The sequence below is a fragment of the Vibrio sp. JPW-9-11-11 genome (genome assembly GCF_013369335.1).
Taxonomy (GTDB): Bacteria; Pseudomonadota; Gammaproteobacteria; order Enterobacterales; family Vibrionaceae; genus Vibrio.
On sequence record NZ_SZQJ01000005.1, the window covers coordinates 263,395 to 280,697 of the forward strand.

Annotated in this window: 17 protein-coding genes; 6 read left to right on the forward strand and 11 right to left on the reverse strand. The window is 46.8% G+C overall.

What is annotated here, in order from left to right; translation table 11 throughout:
- Window positions 1-242 precede the first annotated feature (242 nt).
- The 5 genes from potA (at window position 243) to FCU94_RS07065 (ending at window position 5,063) form a co-directional block, all read left to right on the forward strand.
- On the forward strand, window positions 243-1,376 hold the full coding sequence (potA, locus tag FCU94_RS07045; protein WP_176288348.1) for a spermidine/putrescine ABC transporter ATP-binding protein PotA: 1,134 nt from the start codon (window positions 243-245) through the stop codon (window positions 1,374-1,376).
- The gene (gene potB / locus FCU94_RS07050) at window positions 1,357-2,217 is read left to right on the forward strand and encodes a spermidine/putrescine ABC transporter permease PotB (RefSeq protein WP_176287833.1); all 861 of its coding nucleotides are present in this window, start codon (window positions 1,357-1,359) and stop codon (window positions 2,215-2,217) included. Before potA ends, potB begins: the two co-directional genes overlap by 20 nt.
- The gene (gene potC / locus FCU94_RS07055) at window positions 2,217-2,984 is read left to right on the forward strand and encodes a spermidine/putrescine ABC transporter permease PotC (protein WP_176287834.1); all 768 of its coding nucleotides are present in this window, start codon (window positions 2,217-2,219) and stop codon (window positions 2,982-2,984) included. Before potB ends, potC begins: the two co-directional genes overlap by 1 nt.
- Before the next feature lie 164 nt (window positions 2,985-3,148).
- Window positions 3,149-4,186 (forward strand): extracellular solute-binding protein, encoded by a 1,038-nt coding sequence (locus FCU94_RS07060; RefSeq protein ID WP_176287835.1) that lies wholly within the window; start codon window positions 3,149-3,151, stop codon window positions 4,184-4,186.
- A gap of 94 nt (window positions 4,187-4,280) precedes the next feature.
- Window positions 4,281-5,063 carry a GGDEF domain-containing protein gene (locus FCU94_RS07065; RefSeq protein WP_176287836.1) on the forward strand — a complete coding sequence of 261 codons (783 nt, stop codon included), beginning with the start codon at window positions 4,281-4,283 and terminating at the stop codon, window positions 5,061-5,063.
- Between the two features lie 14 nt (window positions 5,064-5,077).
- Here the strand turns inward: FCU94_RS07065 and cobB are convergent, their stop codons facing one another.
- From cobB to FCU94_RS07120, 11 genes are all read right to left on the reverse strand, one after another.
- The gene (gene cobB / locus FCU94_RS07070) at window positions 5,078-5,815 is read right to left on the reverse strand and encodes a Sir2 family NAD+-dependent deacetylase (protein WP_176287837.1); all 738 of its coding nucleotides are present in this window, start codon (window positions 5,813-5,815) and stop codon (window positions 5,078-5,080) included.
- A 163-nt stretch (window positions 5,816-5,978) separates the two neighbouring features.
- Window positions 5,979-7,199 (reverse strand): ammonium transporter, encoded by a 1,221-nt coding sequence (locus tag FCU94_RS07075; protein ID WP_176287838.1) that lies wholly within the window; start codon window positions 7,197-7,199, stop codon window positions 5,979-5,981.
- A 309-nt stretch (window positions 7,200-7,508) separates the two neighbouring features.
- On the reverse strand, window positions 7,509-7,925 hold the full coding sequence (locus FCU94_RS07080; RefSeq protein ID WP_176287839.1) for a hypothetical protein: 417 nt from the start codon (window positions 7,923-7,925) through the stop codon (window positions 7,509-7,511).
- Window positions 7,909-8,961 (reverse strand): formate dehydrogenase subunit gamma, encoded by a 1,053-nt coding sequence (locus FCU94_RS07085; RefSeq protein WP_176287840.1) that lies wholly within the window; start codon window positions 8,959-8,961, stop codon window positions 7,909-7,911. The genes FCU94_RS07080 and FCU94_RS07085 overlap by 17 nt, the downstream gene beginning before the upstream one ends.
- Before the next feature lie 14 nt (window positions 8,962-8,975).
- Window positions 8,976-9,584 (reverse strand): formate dehydrogenase FDH3 subunit beta, encoded by a 609-nt coding sequence (fdh3B, locus tag FCU94_RS07090; protein WP_176287841.1) that lies wholly within the window; start codon window positions 9,582-9,584, stop codon window positions 8,976-8,978.
- A gap of 11 nt (window positions 9,585-9,595) precedes the next feature.
- Window positions 9,596-12,451, reverse strand: coding sequence for a formate dehydrogenase subunit alpha (locus FCU94_RS07095; RefSeq protein WP_176287842.1), 2,856 nt, complete (start codon window positions 12,449-12,451; stop codon window positions 9,596-9,598).
- A gap of 10 nt (window positions 12,452-12,461) precedes the next feature.
- Entirely contained in the window at window positions 12,462-12,659 is a 198-nt protein-coding gene (locus tag FCU94_RS07100) for a twin-arginine translocation signal domain-containing protein (protein WP_176287843.1), read from the reverse strand.
- Between the two features lie 46 nt (window positions 12,660-12,705).
- Window positions 12,706-13,341 carry a TorD/DmsD family molecular chaperone gene (locus FCU94_RS07105; protein ID WP_176287844.1) on the reverse strand — a complete coding sequence of 212 codons (636 nt, stop codon included), beginning with the start codon at window positions 13,339-13,341 and terminating at the stop codon, window positions 12,706-12,708.
- 14 nt (window positions 13,342-13,355) lie between these two features.
- The gene (locus FCU94_RS07110; protein ID WP_176287845.1) at window positions 13,356-15,017 is read right to left on the reverse strand and encodes a 4Fe-4S dicluster domain-containing protein; all 1,662 of its coding nucleotides are present in this window, start codon (window positions 15,015-15,017) and stop codon (window positions 13,356-13,358) included.
- Window positions 15,018-15,194: 177 nt separating this feature from the next.
- Window positions 15,195-15,680: a DUF3306 domain-containing protein gene (locus FCU94_RS07115; RefSeq protein WP_176287846.1), complete on the reverse strand. Its 486-nt coding sequence runs from the start codon at window positions 15,678-15,680 to the stop codon at window positions 15,195-15,197.
- The gene (locus FCU94_RS07120; RefSeq protein WP_176287847.1) at window positions 15,670-16,134 is read right to left on the reverse strand and encodes a DUF3305 domain-containing protein; all 465 of its coding nucleotides are present in this window, start codon (window positions 16,132-16,134) and stop codon (window positions 15,670-15,672) included. The genes FCU94_RS07115 and FCU94_RS07120 overlap by 11 nt, the downstream gene beginning before the upstream one ends.
- 265 nt (window positions 16,135-16,399) lie before the next feature.
- Between FCU94_RS07120 and FCU94_RS07125 the strand changes: the two genes are divergently transcribed.
- A complete protein-coding gene (locus tag FCU94_RS07125) occupies window positions 16,400-17,224 on the forward strand; it encodes a formate dehydrogenase accessory sulfurtransferase FdhD (RefSeq protein WP_176287848.1) in 825 nt (274 codons plus the stop codon).
- Window positions 17,225-17,303: the final 79 nt, after the last annotated feature.

Sequence of the window (17,303 nt, forward strand, 5' to 3'; positions counted from 1 at the left end):
TTGGTTGATAATTAACCACAATGCGCACTAGTCAGTCTCTCTATCTCATTAATAAATCGAAAAATTGCCTCACTAGACAAATACGTACCCGCGAGTCTAGTCAGAATGGTAACAAGTGTTTACTTTTACCGGCTTAACTTTTTCTAAATCAAGTTGAGAAAATGCTTTAATTTCACACTATTGGTGATTATGATGCGCGCCTCGAAATTATGTAACGATGATCGTTTAAATACCACGCCCTAATCGGAGAAATACAGACGTTGAACGCGACGAATAGTGCAGGACAACCAGTAGTACGCCTTGCTGGAATTAGTAAAAGTTTCGATGGTAAGGAAATCATCGGGAATTTAAACCTAGATGTGAATCATGGTGAGTTCTTGACCATACTAGGCCCATCGGGTTGCGGTAAAACCACAGTACTGAGAATGATTGCCGGATTTGAAACTGCGGATAGCGGTGAGATTCTTCTAACTAGGCAAGATGTAACTCAACTTCCTGCAGAGCAACGTCACGTCAATACGGTATTTCAGAGTTACGCCCTCTTTCCTCATATGACGGTGTTCGACAATGTTGCTTTTGGTCTGCGTATGCAGAAAGTTAACTCCAGCGATATTGAACCGCGAGTCATGGAAGCATTACGTATGGTACGCCTAGAAAAAATGGCCGCGCGTAAGCCACACCAGCTTTCGGGTGGCCAGCAACAACGTATTGCCATCGCTCGCGCTGTGGTCAATAAACCCAAAGTACTGCTTCTTGATGAGTCGCTTTCAGCCCTCGATTATAAGCTACGCAAACAAATGCAAATTGAGCTGAAACAGTTGCAACGTCAACTAGGTATCACTTTTATTTTTGTTACGCACGATCAAGAAGAAGCTCTGTCGATGTCTGACCGCATCATTGTTATGCGAGATGGAGTGATCGAGCAAGACGGGTCACCACGCGAGATTTACGAAGAACCCAAGAACCTCTTTGTCGCTAAGTTTATTGGTGAGATAAACGCGTTTAATGCCACCATGATTGAACGTATTGACGACAAGCGAATTCGAGCCAATATCGAAGGGGTTGATTGCGTGGTTTATTATGACAAATCGGCCAACAATGGCGATAAACTGCAAGTATTGCTTCGTCCTGAAGACTTACGCCTTGAAGAAATCAAAGAGACTGAGCACAAAGGTATTGTTGGTCATGTCACTGAGCGAACGTATAAAGGCATGACACTCGATTCAGTAATTGAGCTTGAATCCGGCATGCGTGTTATGGTCAGTGAGTTTTTCAATGAAGACGACCCCGACGTCGATCACTCTTTAGGTCAAAAAGTGGCGATTACTTGGGTTGAAAGCTGGGAGGTCGTCCTCAATGAAAGCCAAGACGCTTAGTCTCCAGAACGCGATTATCACCCTCATTGTAGGCTGGCTAACACTGTTCGTGTTGGTACCTAACTTAATGATTATTGGTACCAGTTTCCTAACCCGTGACGAAGCGAACCTCATCGAGTTAACGTTTACGCTCGACAATTACGTGCGCCTGATGGACCCTTTGTACGCCAAAGTGTTAATGCACTCGTTTTATATGGCCATCATCGCTACCCTATTGTGCCTGATGATTGGTTATCCATTTGCGTACATTGTGGCTAAGATGCCGCACAAATGGCGTCCGATTATGTTGTTTTTGGTGATCGTACCTTTCTGGACCAACTCCCTTATTCGTACTTACGGTCTGAAAATTGTGTTGGGTACCCAAGGCATTTTAAATAAGTCGCTACTCGCTTTGGACATCATCGACAAGCCAATACGCTTAATGTACACCGAAACTGCTGTAATGATTGGTTTGGTCTATATTTTGTTGCCGTTTATGATTCTGCCGCTCTACTCTGCAATAGAAAAGCTTGATCACACTTATATTGAAGCCGCCAAAGACCTGGGCGCCAACAAGCTTCAAACCTTTACCAAAGTGATACTACCGCTTACCACTCCCGGTATTATTGGTGGGTGTTTGCTCGTATTACTGCCAGCGTTGGGGATGTTCTACATCTCTGATTTACTCGGCGGTGCAAAAAATCTACTGATAGGTAATGTAATCAAAAGTCAGGTACTTAATGCGCGTGATTGGCCCTTTGGTGCGGCAACTAGTATTGCTTTAACGATTGCCATGGCAGTGATGCTTTACGCCTACTACCGAGCTGGCAAACTATTGAACAAAAAAGTGGAGCTAGACTGATGGGACGTACAGTTAGATTTAGCTTTATGGCGTTGGTTTACGCATTTTTGTATTTGCCGATTGTCGTACTGATCGTCAACTCATTTAACGCGAACAAGTTTGGTATGAAATGGGGCGGTTTCACCACCAAGTGGTACGAAACCTTGGTCAATAATGACAGCTTGATGCAAGCTGCATGGCACTCTCTCAACGTCGCGGTATTTTCCGCCACTGCGGCGACCATCATCGGAAGTTTGACCGCGGTGGCCCTATTTCGCTATTCCTTTAAAGGGAAAAGTGCGGTCAATGGCATGTTGTTCGTGGTGATGATGTCCCCCGATATTGTGATGGCGATTTCATTGCTTGCACTGTTTTTGGTTTTGGGTGCCCAACTAGGCTTTTTGACGCTATTGATTGCGCACATCACGTTTTGTCTGCCTTTCGTCGTAGTCACCGTTTACAGTCGACTCAATGGCTTTGATGTAAAAATGCTTGAGGCGGCAAAAGATCTTGGCGCTAGCGAGTGGGTTATTTTGCAGCAGATCATTCTGCCTTTGGCTAAACCTGCCGTCGCTGCGGGTTGGCTACTGAGCTTCACCTTGTCACTTGATGATGTCATCATCAGTTCATTTGTGACGGGGCCAACCTACGAGATTTTACCGCTGAAAATATACTCTATGGTCAAGGTTGGTATCTCGCCAGAGGTGAATGCTTTAGCAACGGTGATGTTGGTCGTGTCATTGATTCTGGTGGTTGCCTCTCAGTTGCTGGCAAGAGAGCGAAGTTAAACAAAAATAGGCCGCGTTCGCTGCCTATTTTTGTTTTTGACTGATATACTTAGCGGTTGCTAGGTTTGTCGAAATGACAGGCAGGTTTAATCATCAGTTTCCACAATATTCAGCGTATCAGGGGCCACTCTATGCTGAAGGAACACAGATAAGACGGAAAACAAATGAAAAGTAAATTCTACGCAAGTGCGCTATGCGCAGCGACGCTATTCACGACGCCTGCGATGGCGGCTGATCAAGAACTCTACTTCTACAACTGGTCTGAATACATTCCAAATGAAGTTCTTGAAGACTTTACGAAAGAGACTGGGATCAAGGTCATTTACTCAACTTATGAGTCGAACGAAAGCATGTACGCTAAGTTAAAGACTCAAGGCTCTGGCTACGACCTTGTTGTACCGTCGACATACTTTGTGTCAAAAATGCGCAAAGAGGGCATGCTGCAACAAATCGATAAAGCAAAGCTTTCTCATTTCGATGACTTGGACCCTAATTTCCTCAATAAACCTTTTGACCCAAGCAATAGTTACTCTATTCCCTACATTTGGGGAGCGACAGGTATCGGCATCAACTCAGATATGCTCGACAAGTCATCAGTCACCAAGTGGGATGACTTCTGGGATAGCAAGTGGGAAGGCCAGTTGATGCTAATGGATGACTCGCGTGAAGTGTTCCACATTGCGTTGACCAAGCTGGGCTACTCGCCAAACACAACCAATCCAGATGAAATCAAAGCGGCGTATGAAGAGCTCAAAAAATTGATGCCAAATGTGTTAGTTTTCAACTCTGATTTCCCGGCTAACCCCTATCTTGCGGGAGAAGTATCTCTAGGCATGCTTTGGAATGGCTCTGCGTATATGGCTCGTCAAGAAGGTGCATCGATCGACATCATTTGGCCAGAGAAAGGCACCATTTTCTGGATGGACAGTTTGGCAATTCCTGCAGGCGCAAAAAACCTAGAAGCGGCACACAAGATGATCGATTTCTTACTGCGTCCTGAAAATGCGGCCAAAATTGCGCTAGAAATTGGTTACCCGACTCCCGTGGCAACAGCACACAAGCTATTGCCTGAAGAGTTTGCCAACGACACCAGTATTTTTCCACCTCAAGAGGTAATGGATAGCGGTACGTGGCAAGATGAAGTTGGTGAAGCAAGCGTCCTTTACGATGAATACTTTCAAAAACTTAAAGTCGATAATTAAGCGTTTTGATGATTCAACGATATACTTAAAGAGCGGCATCTAGCCGCTCTCTTTGTATTTAAGGAAAACAGCTCACGTTGGCTAAGGATTAGCGATGAAGTCAAAGCATATGATTATACTCATCATATTGTGCTGCCTATTTGTATTGTCCACTCTCATCGCCTTTCTCACCCACGCAGAACTCATCGACTCACGGTATGATGTTTGGTTTGAAAGCAATACCTTGTTTGTCCTTATCTTTATTTTTTTCATTTCCCGAAATACGATTCTCGATAATACCTTTATTAAGTACGGTTTTTTAATCCTGATCTTAAATCAAACCTATGACGTGCTGACTGAAGTAAAAGTGCTCGATACTGTTGCTGACCGCCACGACTTGATTGACACCATGATTGAGGATGGAAGCCTGCAAATAGCCTACCTGCTCATCGCATTCGGCATTACAAAGCTGCTCAAACGGCTCAATGAGAATGCCTGTATTGATGAACTTACTGGCCTGTACAACCGCAAAAAGCTCTCTAGCATCAAGATGCCTCGTTTTGACCTGATCTATTTAGATTTAGACGGGCTAAAAAACGTAAATGATACCCAAGGGCACGCTGTGGGAGACTTGTTGCTGATTGAGTTTTCAAACGCGATATCACAGGTAACCAGCCGCGATGAACAAGCGTTTAGAGTTGGTGGTGATGAGTTTGTAATTGTGACTGAAACTGGATTGGGTGAAACCTTTATTGAAAAATTGCACCACTACTTACAAGGAAAAAAGATCAGCTTTAGCTATGGAATTGAGACCACAACGAAAAAGAATTTAGAACACGCTTTGCAAAAGACAGACCAAGCGATGTATACCATGAAAAAGGCCCAGCGGAATCACTGAGCCGGAAATTTTCTCTATGCGTGCTTAATATCTGCTTGCTGCATCGCTAGAATTTCGTCAACCAACTTTGGTACTTCAACGCTGGCTTTTCCGTAGCGCTTTTCTTCGAATTCGCTTTCGACTGCACTCGGTTCAAGGTTGATTTCAATCGTATGTGCACCATGCATCCTCGCATCATGTACAAAACCAGCCGCCGGATAGACAACGCCCGATGTACCAATCGAAACAAACAGATCCGCTTCTTCGAGCGATGCGTATATGTCGCCCATTCTTAGAGGCATCTCGCCAAACCAAACAACATGTGGACGCATTTGTGAAGGGATTTGACAGCAGTGGCATAGATCGCCCGTCTTAAGCTCTCCCTTCTCTTCCACTACCTGATTCGAAACACTACATCGTGCCTTGAGTAACTCACCGTGCATGTGTATCACATTGCTACTTCCTCCACGCTCGTGGAGGTTGTCGATATTTTGCGTAACAATGGTTACTTTACCTTCAAGTAACTGTTCTAGTTTACCCAAGGCGATATGCGCGGGATTTGGTTTAATATGGTCGTCTTGCAGGCTGATACGGCGTTTATTGTAAAAGTCCTGCACTAAGTCTGGATCACGCTCAAACCCTTCAGGTGTTGCGACATCTTCAATGCGGTGGTTTTCCCACAACCCATCCTGAGCACGAAAAGTTTGAATGCCTGACTCGGCAGAGATGCCAGCACCAGTTAAAATCACGACGTTACGATAAGGAAAGCTCATACTACATCCTTTTTAGTCTCCATGCTGTCAGCTTAGCACTCTCAGTGCTGTTGCCCTAGCCTAGTCACTTAGACCATGGTCGAAATCGTGCCGTTTTTACGTAGTTTTTGTGAGGTTAAACAAAAAAGGCGACATCCATGCCGCCTGTTGATAAGGAGGGAGATTAATCGTCATTCGTGGAGGAAATTTTGTGGATCGCCAGATCTGCGCCATTGAACTCATCTTCTTCACTCAACCTTAACCCACAAGCTTTATCGATAATGCCGTAAACAATACCAGCACCAATCAGCGCAACGGCGACGCCTGCTACTGTACCAAGCAATTGTACGCTTAAGCTGACGCCTCCCAATCCACCCAGAGCAGTTTGGCCAAAGATACCGGCAGCAACACCGCCCCAAGCACCACAAACACCGTGCAGGGGCCAAACACCCAACACATCATCGATTTTGGTTTTGTTTTGTAAGTAGGTAAATAAATAGACAAATAATGCACCGGCCACCGAGCCAGTAATCAATGCGCCAATTGGATGCATCAAGTCTGACCCCGCACAAACTGCCACAAGGCCGGCAAGAGGTCCGTTATGAATAAATCCCGGGTCGTTTTTACCCGCAATTAGTGCGGCCACGATACCACCTACCATCGCCATTAATGAGTTCATCGCGACCAACCCGCTAATACCGTTAAGTGTTTGCGCAGACATCACGTTAAAACCAAACCAGCCGACACATAAAATCCAAGCGCCAAGCGCCAGAAACGGGATGTTTGAAGGCGCAAAGTTGGTGTGCTTACCCGCGCGAATGCGCCCTTTACGCATGCCTAAAAATATCACTGCGACGAGTGCTATCCAGCCACCCACGCCATGAACAACCACAGAGCCTGCAAAATCATGGAATCCATAACCAAACTGACTTTCAAACCACCCTTGAAGGCCGAAATTTCCGTTCCAAATCATCCCTTCGAAAACAGGGTAAACAAGACCAACGGTAAAGAAAGTTGCAATAAGAACCGGGTAGAAACGTGCACGCTCAGCAATACCACCAGAGACAATCGCAGGGATTGCCGCAGCAAAAGTAAGCAGGAAAAAGAACTTAACCAGCTCATACCCGTTACCCTGTGACAAAGTTTGTGCATCGGCAAAGAAGTTGGCGCCATAGGCGACCCAATAACCAATAAAGAAATATGCGAGTGCTGAAATCCCAAAATCCGCCAGTATTTTTACCAAGGCGTTGACTTGGTTTTTATGTCTCACTGTGCCAACTTCTAGGAAAGCGAATCCCGCGTGCATTAAGAACACCATAATGGCACCAAGCAAAAGAAATAGTGTGTCGGAACTTTGCGTCAGGGTTTGTACTGCTCCATGTACCTGACTGGCTGTTACGCTCATCCGTATCGTCTCCATGTTGATTGTTGCGCACTTTTTATGTGCATCAGATATTATTTTTCACCAGCGTGGTGAATCGGCATGAAGCGGGATTACGGCAATTAATATGCCACTTATCAATGAATGAGAGGCGCTGATTTAAGGTGTTAATATTTAAGTGATTATTTTCTTAGGCAGGGTTTTTAGTATTAAATATTGAATCATAGCCGCTTACAATTTGCACCAATACAGTGAAGGCGCACCAACTTAAAGCGCGCAACTATGGTGCACAAATGGCCCCGCATGAGTTGCAGGGCACAAACGATCACGCTGTTACAGGTTCGGTCCTTTGGAAAAACTAAAGGGTAAGTTATCCCTCAATCGAGTCATACCTTGAAACATCCGTATAAACCAGACCACAATCGCGACTAAGCCAAAAACAAAACCTATGTATGGGATAAAATAGGCAACCTTGTCGATAAGCTGACTGTTGTACCAATAATCGTTGACCCCTGACAAGACACCATTGGATGTGGCGACCGTGATGATGAGCACGACAAAATAGGTCAAGTTAAGAAAAAAGGTACGAATTAAGCCATAGTAGTGGGAATCTAAAACCTCACCGTCTTGCCCTTTATCTAGTCGGTATCCTGCGTACACAATCGCGATAACGCCGGAAATCAAACAAGTAAAAGGGGTGAAACAACTGAGGATATAGGCAACCCAGATACCTTTATGAGGTTTGTTCATTGGTAGTGACTCCTTCGACACGTTGAGCAGTTTTAGCCGCTTGCTCTTGTTTCTCTTGCTCCATCACCTCGTGATACCAAAGATCGTGGTGCTCTTTTGCCCAAGTTTCATCAACTTCTCCGGTTACCATGCCTTCCAAAGCTCCTTCCATGCCAAACAGACCGATGTAGATATGGAAAACAAAACCACAGATGAGGATCAAGGCGGCGATCATATGGACGAGGTTCGACATCTCCATATCACGACGAGTTTGACCAAAGATAGGGAAATCGAGTACCAGCCCACTCAGCGCCACCACACTCCCGACGACAATCAACATCCAAAACAGTGCTTTTTCGCCCGCGTTTGAGAACTCTGCCGAAGGATGGGAACCTTTGTGCTTACCTACCATACCGCCCAGTTTCATAAACCAGTGCAAATCGACCTTTCTAAAGATCGACTTACGCCACCATTTGACGAGCACGCACAGCAACAATACATAGAAAATTGGTCCGATATAGTTATGGTACTGCTTAGCCAACATAATGATGAACCCCCATAAATCCGCAGGGATATACGGCTTAAGAAAGTGCTTACCATAGACTAACATCAGTCCACTAAACGCGAGAGTTAAGAAAGTGAACGCCATACTCCAGTGCAATGCGCGATCAAGTCGGGACCAACGCTTGATCTTACGACCAGTTCTTGGCGCACTGAGCATAATCGGTCCAACCACAAGATACATCAGCGTCACTAGCGCGATACTGCCAAAAATGGCCACCGCTCCCGCTGGAGACATCCATTTCTCTTTTAATATGTACCAAGCTTGCCCAGGTGCACTGATGAGAGTGCCATGCTCTGGGAACTGAGACGTGGTATACCCCTCTTCGCCTTGACGAACTTGACGCCAAAAATCGGCGCCCGCCAGTTGGGTCATTTCGCGTTGTGCAACTTGAGACTCGCTTTGCTCGGCATAGGCGGGTAACGACCAAGCAAATGACAATGCTGCCAACAGAGACAGCATTGCGAGAGATGCACGTTTAAATAGTGAAAACATGACTCTCTCCAGCATCAACTCTTGGTGGCATCGTAAGACAAATCGTTGCCGTCGGTCCAACCAGCCCCTTTCGCTCCGCGCTCAACTACACGCTGACGGAAAATATCAGAGACTTTTTCGGCATCGCCTGCCAGCAAGGCTTTGGTTGAACAAAGTGATGCACACATAGGCAATTTGCCTTCTGCGATACGATTAGCACCATATTTGTGACGTTCTTCAGTCGAACCTGGCTCGGTTTCTGGACCGCCAGCACAAAACGTACACTTATCCATTTTGCCACGCTCGCCAAAGGCTTCCTGTTTAGGAAACTGCGGCGCGCCAAACGGACAAGCAAACAGACAATAGCCACAACCGATACAGAGATCTTTGTTGTGCAGCACAATGCCATCTTCGGTATGCTCAAAGCAATCGGCAGGACAAACCGCCATACATGGCGCATCTGTACAGTGCATACAGGCTACAGAGATCGAGTTCTCTCCAAGCTCGCCATCGTTAAGCGTGACAACGCGTCGACGTTGAATCCCCCACTCTAATGCGTCGTCATTTTCGTTCTTACATGCAGTGACACAGCCGTTACATTCGATGCAGCGTTTGGTGTCACAAAGGAATTTCATTTTAGCCATTTTTTGACTCCTTACGCTTTGCGAATGTTACATAGAGTGACTTTGGTTTCTTGCATCTGCGTGACCGGGTCATAGCCATACGTGGTCGCAATGTTAGCCGACTCACCAATCACATAAGGGTCAGTCCCCTCTGGGTATTTATTACGCAGATCTTCACCCTGGAATTTGCCGCCAAAGTGGAATGGAATAAACGCCATGCCCGGCTTAACCCGACGAGTCACCATGGCTTTAACGTGGATTCGTCCCTTTTCGGCACCTTCAACCCAAACCATCTCTCCGTCTCTAAAGCCCAAGTCGTTGGCATCTTTCGGGTTCACTTCAACGAACATCTCTTGTTGAAGCTCGGCAAGCCAAGGGTTGGAGCGTGTTTCTTCACCACCCCCTTCGTATTCAACTAAACGGCCTGATGTAAGGATAATGGGGTATTCGCCGGAGACGTCTTTGTCTTGAATTGACTTGTACATGGTCGGCAAGCGATAAATAGACTCACTGTCATCCCAAGTTGGGTAATCGGCAACCAAGTCACGTCGCGGCGTGTAGAGTGGTTCACGGTGCAGTGGCACGCGATCAGGGAAAGTCCACACCACAGCGCGTGCTTTAGCGTTACCAAATGGCATACATCCATGTTTGATCGCCACTCGTTGGATCCCGCCAGATAAATCTGTTTTCCAGTTTTTACCTTCTGCAGCGGCTTGTTCTTCTGCGGTGAGGTCGTTCCACCAACCCAGCGCTTTGAGTAGCTTATCGTTAAATTCAGGGTAGCCATCTTCTAGCTCACACCCTTTCGAGTAGCTGTCTTCTGCAAGCAGATTTTGGCCTTCAAACTCAACGCCAAAGCGAGCGCGGAAGTTACCGCCGCCTTGAGCTACCGGTTTAGAGGTGTCATAGAGAATATGTGTGCCTGGATGCTTCATCTCTGGTGTGCCCCAGCACGGCCAAGGCAAGCCATAGGTTTCACCGTGAGCTGCGCCGCCTTCTGCCTCTAGTGAGGTTTTATGGAAGGTATGCCAGTTTTGTTGATGAGTTTTAAGTCGCTCGGGGCTTTGACCTGTATAGCCTATAGTCCACATGCCACGGTTGAACTCACGGGTAATGTCTTCGATAAGTGGTTGGTTGTTCTCAACCTTGATGTTCTTAAACAGTTGATCTGCAAAGCCCAACTTTTTCGTCAACAAGTACATGATTTCGTGGTCAGGCTTAGACTCAAATAGCGGCTCTACAACCTTGTCACGCCACTGTATCGAACGGTTCGAAGCCGTCACACTGCCATAGGTTTCAAATTGAGTGGTGGCTGGCAGCAGGTAAACACCGTCGGTGCGGTCATTCATTACGGCGGCGACCGTTGGGTATGGATCAACAATCACCATCATATCGAGCTTTTGCATCGCTTTGCGCATCTCGACACCACGCGTTTGTGAGTTCACGGCGTGTCCCCAGTAGAACATGGCGCGAATATTATCGTTTTGTTCAATGCTGTCTTTGTTTTCGAGTACCCCATCAATCCAACGTGATACTGGAATGCCCATGTTGTTCATGGGCTTCTTGCCACGGTACTCGTTTTGGTCGAACTGACCTTTGACCCATTCATAGTCAAGGTCCCACACTTTCGACCAATGCTTCCAAGCGCCATCAGATAGACCGTAGTAACCAGGAAGAGTGTGAGACAGCACCCCAAGGTCAGTTGCGCCCTGGACATTGTCGTGACCACGGAAGATGTTAGCACCGCCGCCTGATTTACCCATATTGCCTAGCGCCAACTCAAGCACACAGTAAGCACGAGTATTATTGTTACCCGTGGTGTGCTGAGTCCCTCCCATACACCACACGACGCAGCCCGGACGGTTTTCAGACAGCAGTTTTGCTGTTTTGTACACATCGGCTTCGGAAACCCCCGTTACACGCTCGACTTCAGCAGGCGTCCATTTGGCAACTTCCTCACGGATTTCATCCATACCAAACACACGTTGACGAATAAACTCTTTATCTTCCCACTGGTTAGCAAATACATGCCACAGGATGCCCCAAATAAATGCGACGTCCGAACCAGGACGAAGGGAAACATAATGGTCGGATTTAGCGGCTGTACGAGTACGACGAGGATCGGCAACCACGATCTTACAGTTGTTCTTCTCTTTTGCGATCAAGATGTGCTGCATCGCTACTGGATGCGCTTCAGCAGGGTTAGAGCCAATGAACAGCATCGACTTACAGTTATGCATGTCATTGAACGAGTTGGTCATCGCACCATAACCCCAAGTGTTCGCCACACCAGCAACCGTCGTCGAGTGACAGATACGTGCTTGGTGATCGACGTTATTGGTGCCAAACAAGGAAGCCATTTTACGGAACATATAAGCTTGTTCATTACTGTGCTTGGCGCTACCTAACCAGTAGACTGAGTCGGGGCCAGATTGTTTGCGGATGTCTAATACCTTATTGCCAATCTCTTCGATGGCTTGATCCCACGAGAGCTTCTTCCATTTGCCGTTTTCGAGTTTCATTGGGTATTTCAAACGACGCTCACCATGACCATGCTCACGCAGCGCCGCGCCTTTTGCACAGTGTCCACCAGCGTTAAATGGGTGGTCAAAAGCCGGCTCTTGTCCTGTCCAAACGCCATTTTGTACTTCGGCGTAAATGCCACAGCCCACTGAGCAATGTGAACAGATGGTACGTTTGATCTCCTTTTTTGCCGAAGGCTCAACCGAATTCGCTTGAGCCTTCTTGATCATTCCCGGCGCAAACATACCCGCCCCCACTACCGCTCCGCCCGCGGCCAGTGAGCTGTTTTTCATGAAGGTACGGCGAGAGACGCCTAACTGACTTTGTTCTTTAGTGACGCTGTCGGAGCGTTTAACTAGTTTCATCGTTTAGCTCCTATAGCGTATCGTAGTAATCGCGGATATGTTGCGTTTCGTGGTAGCCCGTTTTCTTTACTTCTTGCTCTGGGCTTAGTGTTTCAGCAGCCGTGGCCGCTTTGCTCGTACCCGCTACAACCGCACCTGCTACAGCAGCAGTCGTTAATCCTTTGAGCAGGTCTCGACGACCCTGATTCAATTCTTTGTTATCTTTCATTATTGCTTCCTTACCTTTGGCGTAGGTACTGTTCTCAATGTGACGCTTAAGACTGAGGTTGCTCATATTCAGTCACGTTCTTTACATCAATTTTTACTCTGTTTTTACTGCTAGTTGGATTTTCACTAAATCGCACTTGTTCTATGGTGAAAAATGCAAGACACAGCTGCGCGACGGATTGATAAAAATTCGCGTGTCGCGCTTGAACGATTTGTTTTATCAGGGACTCGAACCAAGGGGCGATGTGGCGGTTAAAAAATCGCTGCTGAATTTGCTCTGCTTCGTTGGTTAGCGCAGCCATCACTTCACATAGTGCGCTGATATGATCCTCTGGCTCTTTGACGCTGGGGGCTCGCTCAAAACCGAGTAGCTCGAGATCGTGGCGAATATCCGCAAGTGGCTTTTCCATCAGCGACCCCGTCAGGTGCCATGACGCAAACGGCATCACTTCACCTCGACCGATGCCAATAAATAACTCTTGGTATTCGTCTGCAAGCGATGTGGTTTGGCTATCTTGCGCAGCACGTGAGATCTGCTGCCATGCTTGCTTCATTGCACTATCGGCCGACTCTGTTTCGAGAGATGACAGAAACGCAAGCATCTCATCGCTCGGGGCTTGACGAAAAAGCGCCGCCAACACCAAGTAAATATCGCTACGAATGGATTGATAATCTTGTTCCATTGCTCACACCTGTCTTAATAATTGAGTTGTTTGGTTGGATCGTCAGCCATCGCTTCGAACATATCGACGACTCGGCAGTCTTCACACATCGCAATACGATTGAGTGCGGCGTCATCAGCAAAATGAGAGTGACCGCGTAACTTATTCTGCAGCATGTCTATCATTGACTGCGGCGCAAAAGGTTTATGACAACGCACGCACTCCGCTGCCTTTTCCTGATGGATAACTTTCGCATCTTGACGAGTCTTCTGGTCCCAGTTCATTCTTGGCGTCATGGTCAATACCTGCTCTGGACAGGCTTTGACACACAAGCCGCACTGAACACAATCTTGTTCAACAAATTGAAGTGAGGGTGAAGTACCATCGGTATGTAAAGCGCGAGTCGGACACACAGCAACACAACTCATACACAGGGTGCAGTCGTTACTTTGGCAAGTAATGTCGCCATATGGCGCACCAACTGGCAGGTTAACGATGTTGTCGACGGGTATCCGCGATTTCGCGAGCGCATCCAACGCAGTGAACAGCCGCTGTCGTTTGTTACCGTTTAACTCACCCAAAGCGAGGTCAAAAGGTTCATGACACAGGGTTGGCGTGCCTTCTTGTAGTGACTCTAGGTAGAGAACATCAATGGTTTCTTTGGCGATGCCCAACTGTTCGAGCAACGTTTGAGCGATCGACACTTCACTGTTTAAGGTGCGTAAAATGGTCGCTGGCATGTGATGACTCGCTGCAAACAGCACCTGAGTCGCGCCATTAGCGAGAGCTGCAAACCAAGAGTCAATGCCGACAGAGGGCAACTCTTCCACGACGATGGGAATAACGTTGTCAGGAAGAAGCGTTAGTGCCATGGCAGTATGAGATTCATGTCGAGAGCTGCAGATCAAGATGATCGGGTCTAATCCACCTCCAGACTCATAGTTGGCCAAGGTGCGTTCTATAAATTTTTGTGTTTCTTGAGGGTTTGGCAAGGCATAATGAATCGCTTCTGTCGGGCAGGCCGTGGCGCAGGTACCTACTCCTTGACAAAGATACGGGTTTATTTCGATTTTGTGCCCGGTTTTATCCGTTCCTTCACTTGATAGCGCACCTGCAGGACAGGCATCGACACAGCGTTCACATCCTTTTACCCCGCGCGAACTGTGGGCACATAAATCGGTGTCTAGACGAAAGTACTTGGGCTTATCAAAAGTCCCCATCAGTGTTGGAATTTCTTCTAATGCTTGTGCGAGTTTCGGGTAACCACGTCCAACCGGATAGTAACCCGGGACCGGCACCTCTTCGCTCATACAGCTATTGAGACAGAGGTCGAGGACAATATCAAAGCAGTCATGATTAATGGCGATACTGGCCAAGTTAACCTCAACACCCTTGTTGTCCGTCACGACCTTAAAAGCGCCCAGAAAGCCACTTATCTCGACGCTGTTAGCAAAGAAAAGGTTGTTGTGCTCACTTGGCTCACCATCGGTTGATAGCAATGTGATGCTACCCATCTGCTCAAGCTGTTGAGCAGCGCTTTCAATGATCGATGTTGGCCCGACAATTAAGGTATGCCCTCCACTCTCGTAACTGACCGTGGGAGGAATGAGGTTGGTTAACTCAACCGTATGATCAACGGCATACCATCGTGCTTGACCATTGGTTGTGTCGGATTGTTTTAATAATTGTTTTAGCATTGCTCAGTTCCAGTTAGAACGGAATATTCACCTAGGTGAGTAAAAGCAAGTGCTATACCAACTTTTTAGTACTTATAAATCAGTAGATTAGCAATTTATAACCAACTCAGCGAGTAGAGAAATCGCAAATGAGACAAAATGTCTCACTTGCTTTGATGAAGGTTGGTCAAAATGTACCTAATCTTTGTGTGGTCTATTTTGTCCCACTTCTTGACTGGTGCTATGAGCTTGTTCACGATCATTCTTGTGAGGGGGAATGCCTGTTTCGTGATCAGTCTCGTCTACCGAACTTGTGTCAATCGACTCTTCAAGTGATGGGTCAGTATCTTGTTGATTCACCCAGTCACGCAGCTTTCCTGCAACTTCACTCGATAACGACCTGACCGCTTTGTAATCGTGATCATAATCATTTAAGCCATCCACTTCGCTAAACTGGCCAGAAAGAAATAACTTTCTTAATGCTGCCCTTTTTACACTTGTCTCGACTTGTGACGCCAAGAGTGTTGCGACTGATGTAGAAGTATCGGTCGTCTTCTCGACTGCATGTTCGTCGAACTGATGATCGCTCTCTTCGATTATCTCTTGCTGACTATCTTCTAGTTCGAGGTGAGATTTAGGTTCTAGTTTTCGCTGTGACCAGCGAGTAAAGAAGTTAGTTGCCACTGGCTCTTCCCGCCCCTTTACGCTTCTTACGACGCTGCTCTAATAGCTCTCCATGGCGACCAATGAACGCCTCTATCCAAGCTTGTACTGGAAGCGGCATATCGTTAGAGAGTACGAGATAGTCACCATCCATATACTGTCCTGCCACACTTTGTGAAGCCGTAATGGCCACAATGCTCGGTTGTTGATCCGAATCGACACTGTCTAGCACGACGAATAGTTTGGGTTGGTTGGAGCTCAAGTTAAAGCGATAATCGGTACGTTCATCGCGATGCAACTGCAATACACGCACCCGCTCAGAGAGCTGGGTGGGTTTTAAATTAAACCCAGTCAATTGCCATTGAGTCGTGGTCCATAAACCTGTCGCGATCTCGTGCGCGATAAGCAAGCACTCTACTGACCACAACTCCTCGCTCTTATGCAATGAAGCGGTTATAGATGGTTGTTTTGACATGGTTTACCCATTAGTAATATGTGTTTCAATGTTGATTGAATTTACGCTTAACAATAGCGCTACCTATCAGCAACTAAGTAAGCAAATTTTGTACCTAGAGGCCATTGCTCATAGAATGTTCTTTTGCCGAACTCTTGGTGCTTTAATAAAGCTAGCCGAACGTGCGGTTCAAAACTGAGAATCTGGCTATGGTTATACCGAGCATCAGATGGGAACGCTATTTGCTTGTCTCGTTGACTCCTTCAACAACTAAACAGGAACCGTTGTGGTTAAACCAACTATTATTAAAACCAGTGACAATCCGCTCCAAACGATAGAAGTCGATGTGTTCGATGAATATGGAGAGCGTTTAACCAAACAAATTGCCTGCGAACGTCCGCTCACCGTGATGTTGAACTGGAAAGAGGTGGTGACATTAATGACACTGGGCTCAAGGCCAGAATCTTTAGTATTAGGCTATCTCAAGAACCAAAGCTTCTTGAGTGACCTCAATGCATTGGAATCGGTCATTATTGATTGGGAGACGCATAGTGCAGCAGTGGTCACCTCCGAAGATATCCAGCAGGTTGAAGGTGCTTTGAAAAAGAAGACCGTCACTTCTGGCTGCGGCCAAGGCACCATGTATGGCAACGTCATGAAGCAACTGGAAGGCTACCAAGTGCCTCAAACCCCTCTCAAACAATCTGAAATCTATGCCGCTCTTGAAGCCCTAACTCACTACAATGATACCTACAAAAAAGCCGGCGCTGTGCATGGCTGTGCGGTTTGTCAGCAAGACCGAGTGCTCTCTTTTGTTGAAGATGTCGGTCGCCACAATGCCGTGGACACACTCGCAGGTGAGATGTGGCTCAATCAAGAGTCAGGCGCCGATAAGATCTTTTATACGACCGGACGCCTAACTTCTGAAATGGTCATTAAAGTCGCACAAATGGGTATCCCCGTTCTGCTCTCTCGCTCTGGGGTTACACAAATGGGGCTGGAGTTGGCGGAGCGCTTTGGCATCACCACGATCGCCCGGGCAAAAGGATTGCGTTTTCAAGTTTTTACTGGCGCGAACAAGATTGAGTTTGATGTCAAAGGTCAGCAGTAGTTTAGCGACGATTTCTCACCACTTGCGTTACAACTAAAAACAAAAAGAGCCTCACTAAGGAGGCTCTTGTGGCATTCGC

What these genes read in the sequence shown, in the direction of transcription:
- potB (WP_176287833.1), top strand. Translation starts at nt 1,357, where the DNA reads ATGAAAGCCAAGACGCTTAGTCTCCAGAACGCGATTATCACCCTCATT.
- potC (WP_176287834.1), top strand. Translation starts at nt 2,217, where the DNA reads ATGGGACGTACAGTTAGATTTAGCTTTATGGCGTTGGTTTACGCATTT.
- FCU94_RS07060 (WP_176287835.1), top strand. Translation starts at nt 3,149, where the DNA reads ATGAAAAGTAAATTCTACGCAAGTGCGCTATGCGCAGCGACGCTATTC.
- FCU94_RS07065 (WP_176287836.1), top strand. Translation starts at nt 4,281, where the DNA reads ATGAAGTCAAAGCATATGATTATACTCATCATATTGTGCTGCCTATTT.
- cobB (WP_176287837.1), bottom strand. Translation starts at nt 5,815, where the DNA reads ATGAGCTTTCCTTATCGTAACGTCGTGATTTTAACTGGTGCTGGCATC.
- FCU94_RS07075 (WP_176287838.1), bottom strand. Translation starts at nt 7,199, where the DNA reads ATGAGCGTAACAGCCAGTCAGGTACATGGAGCAGTACAAACCCTGACG.
- FCU94_RS07080 (WP_176287839.1), bottom strand. Translation starts at nt 7,925, where the DNA reads ATGAACAAACCTCATAAAGGTATCTGGGTTGCCTATATCCTCAGTTGT.
- FCU94_RS07085 (WP_176287840.1), bottom strand. Translation starts at nt 8,961, where the DNA reads ATGTTTTCACTATTTAAACGTGCATCTCTCGCAATGCTGTCTCTGTTG.
- fdh3B (WP_176287841.1), bottom strand. Translation starts at nt 9,584, where the DNA reads ATGGCTAAAATGAAATTCCTTTGTGACACCAAACGCTGCATCGAATGT.
- FCU94_RS07095 (WP_176287842.1), bottom strand. Translation starts at nt 12,451, where the DNA reads ATGAAACTAGTTAAACGCTCCGACAGCGTCACTAAAGAACAAAGTCAG.
- FCU94_RS07100 (WP_176287843.1), bottom strand. Translation starts at nt 12,659, where the DNA reads ATGAAAGATAACAAAGAATTGAATCAGGGTCGTCGAGACCTGCTCAAA.
- FCU94_RS07105 (WP_176287844.1), bottom strand. Translation starts at nt 13,341, where the DNA reads ATGGAACAAGATTATCAATCCATTCGTAGCGATATTTACTTGGTGTTG.
- FCU94_RS07110 (WP_176287845.1), bottom strand. Translation starts at nt 15,017, where the DNA reads ATGCTAAAACAATTATTAAAACAATCCGACACAACCAATGGTCAAGCA.
- FCU94_RS07120 (WP_176287847.1), bottom strand. Translation starts at nt 16,134, where the DNA reads ATGTCAAAACAACCATCTATAACCGCTTCATTGCATAAGAGCGAGGAG.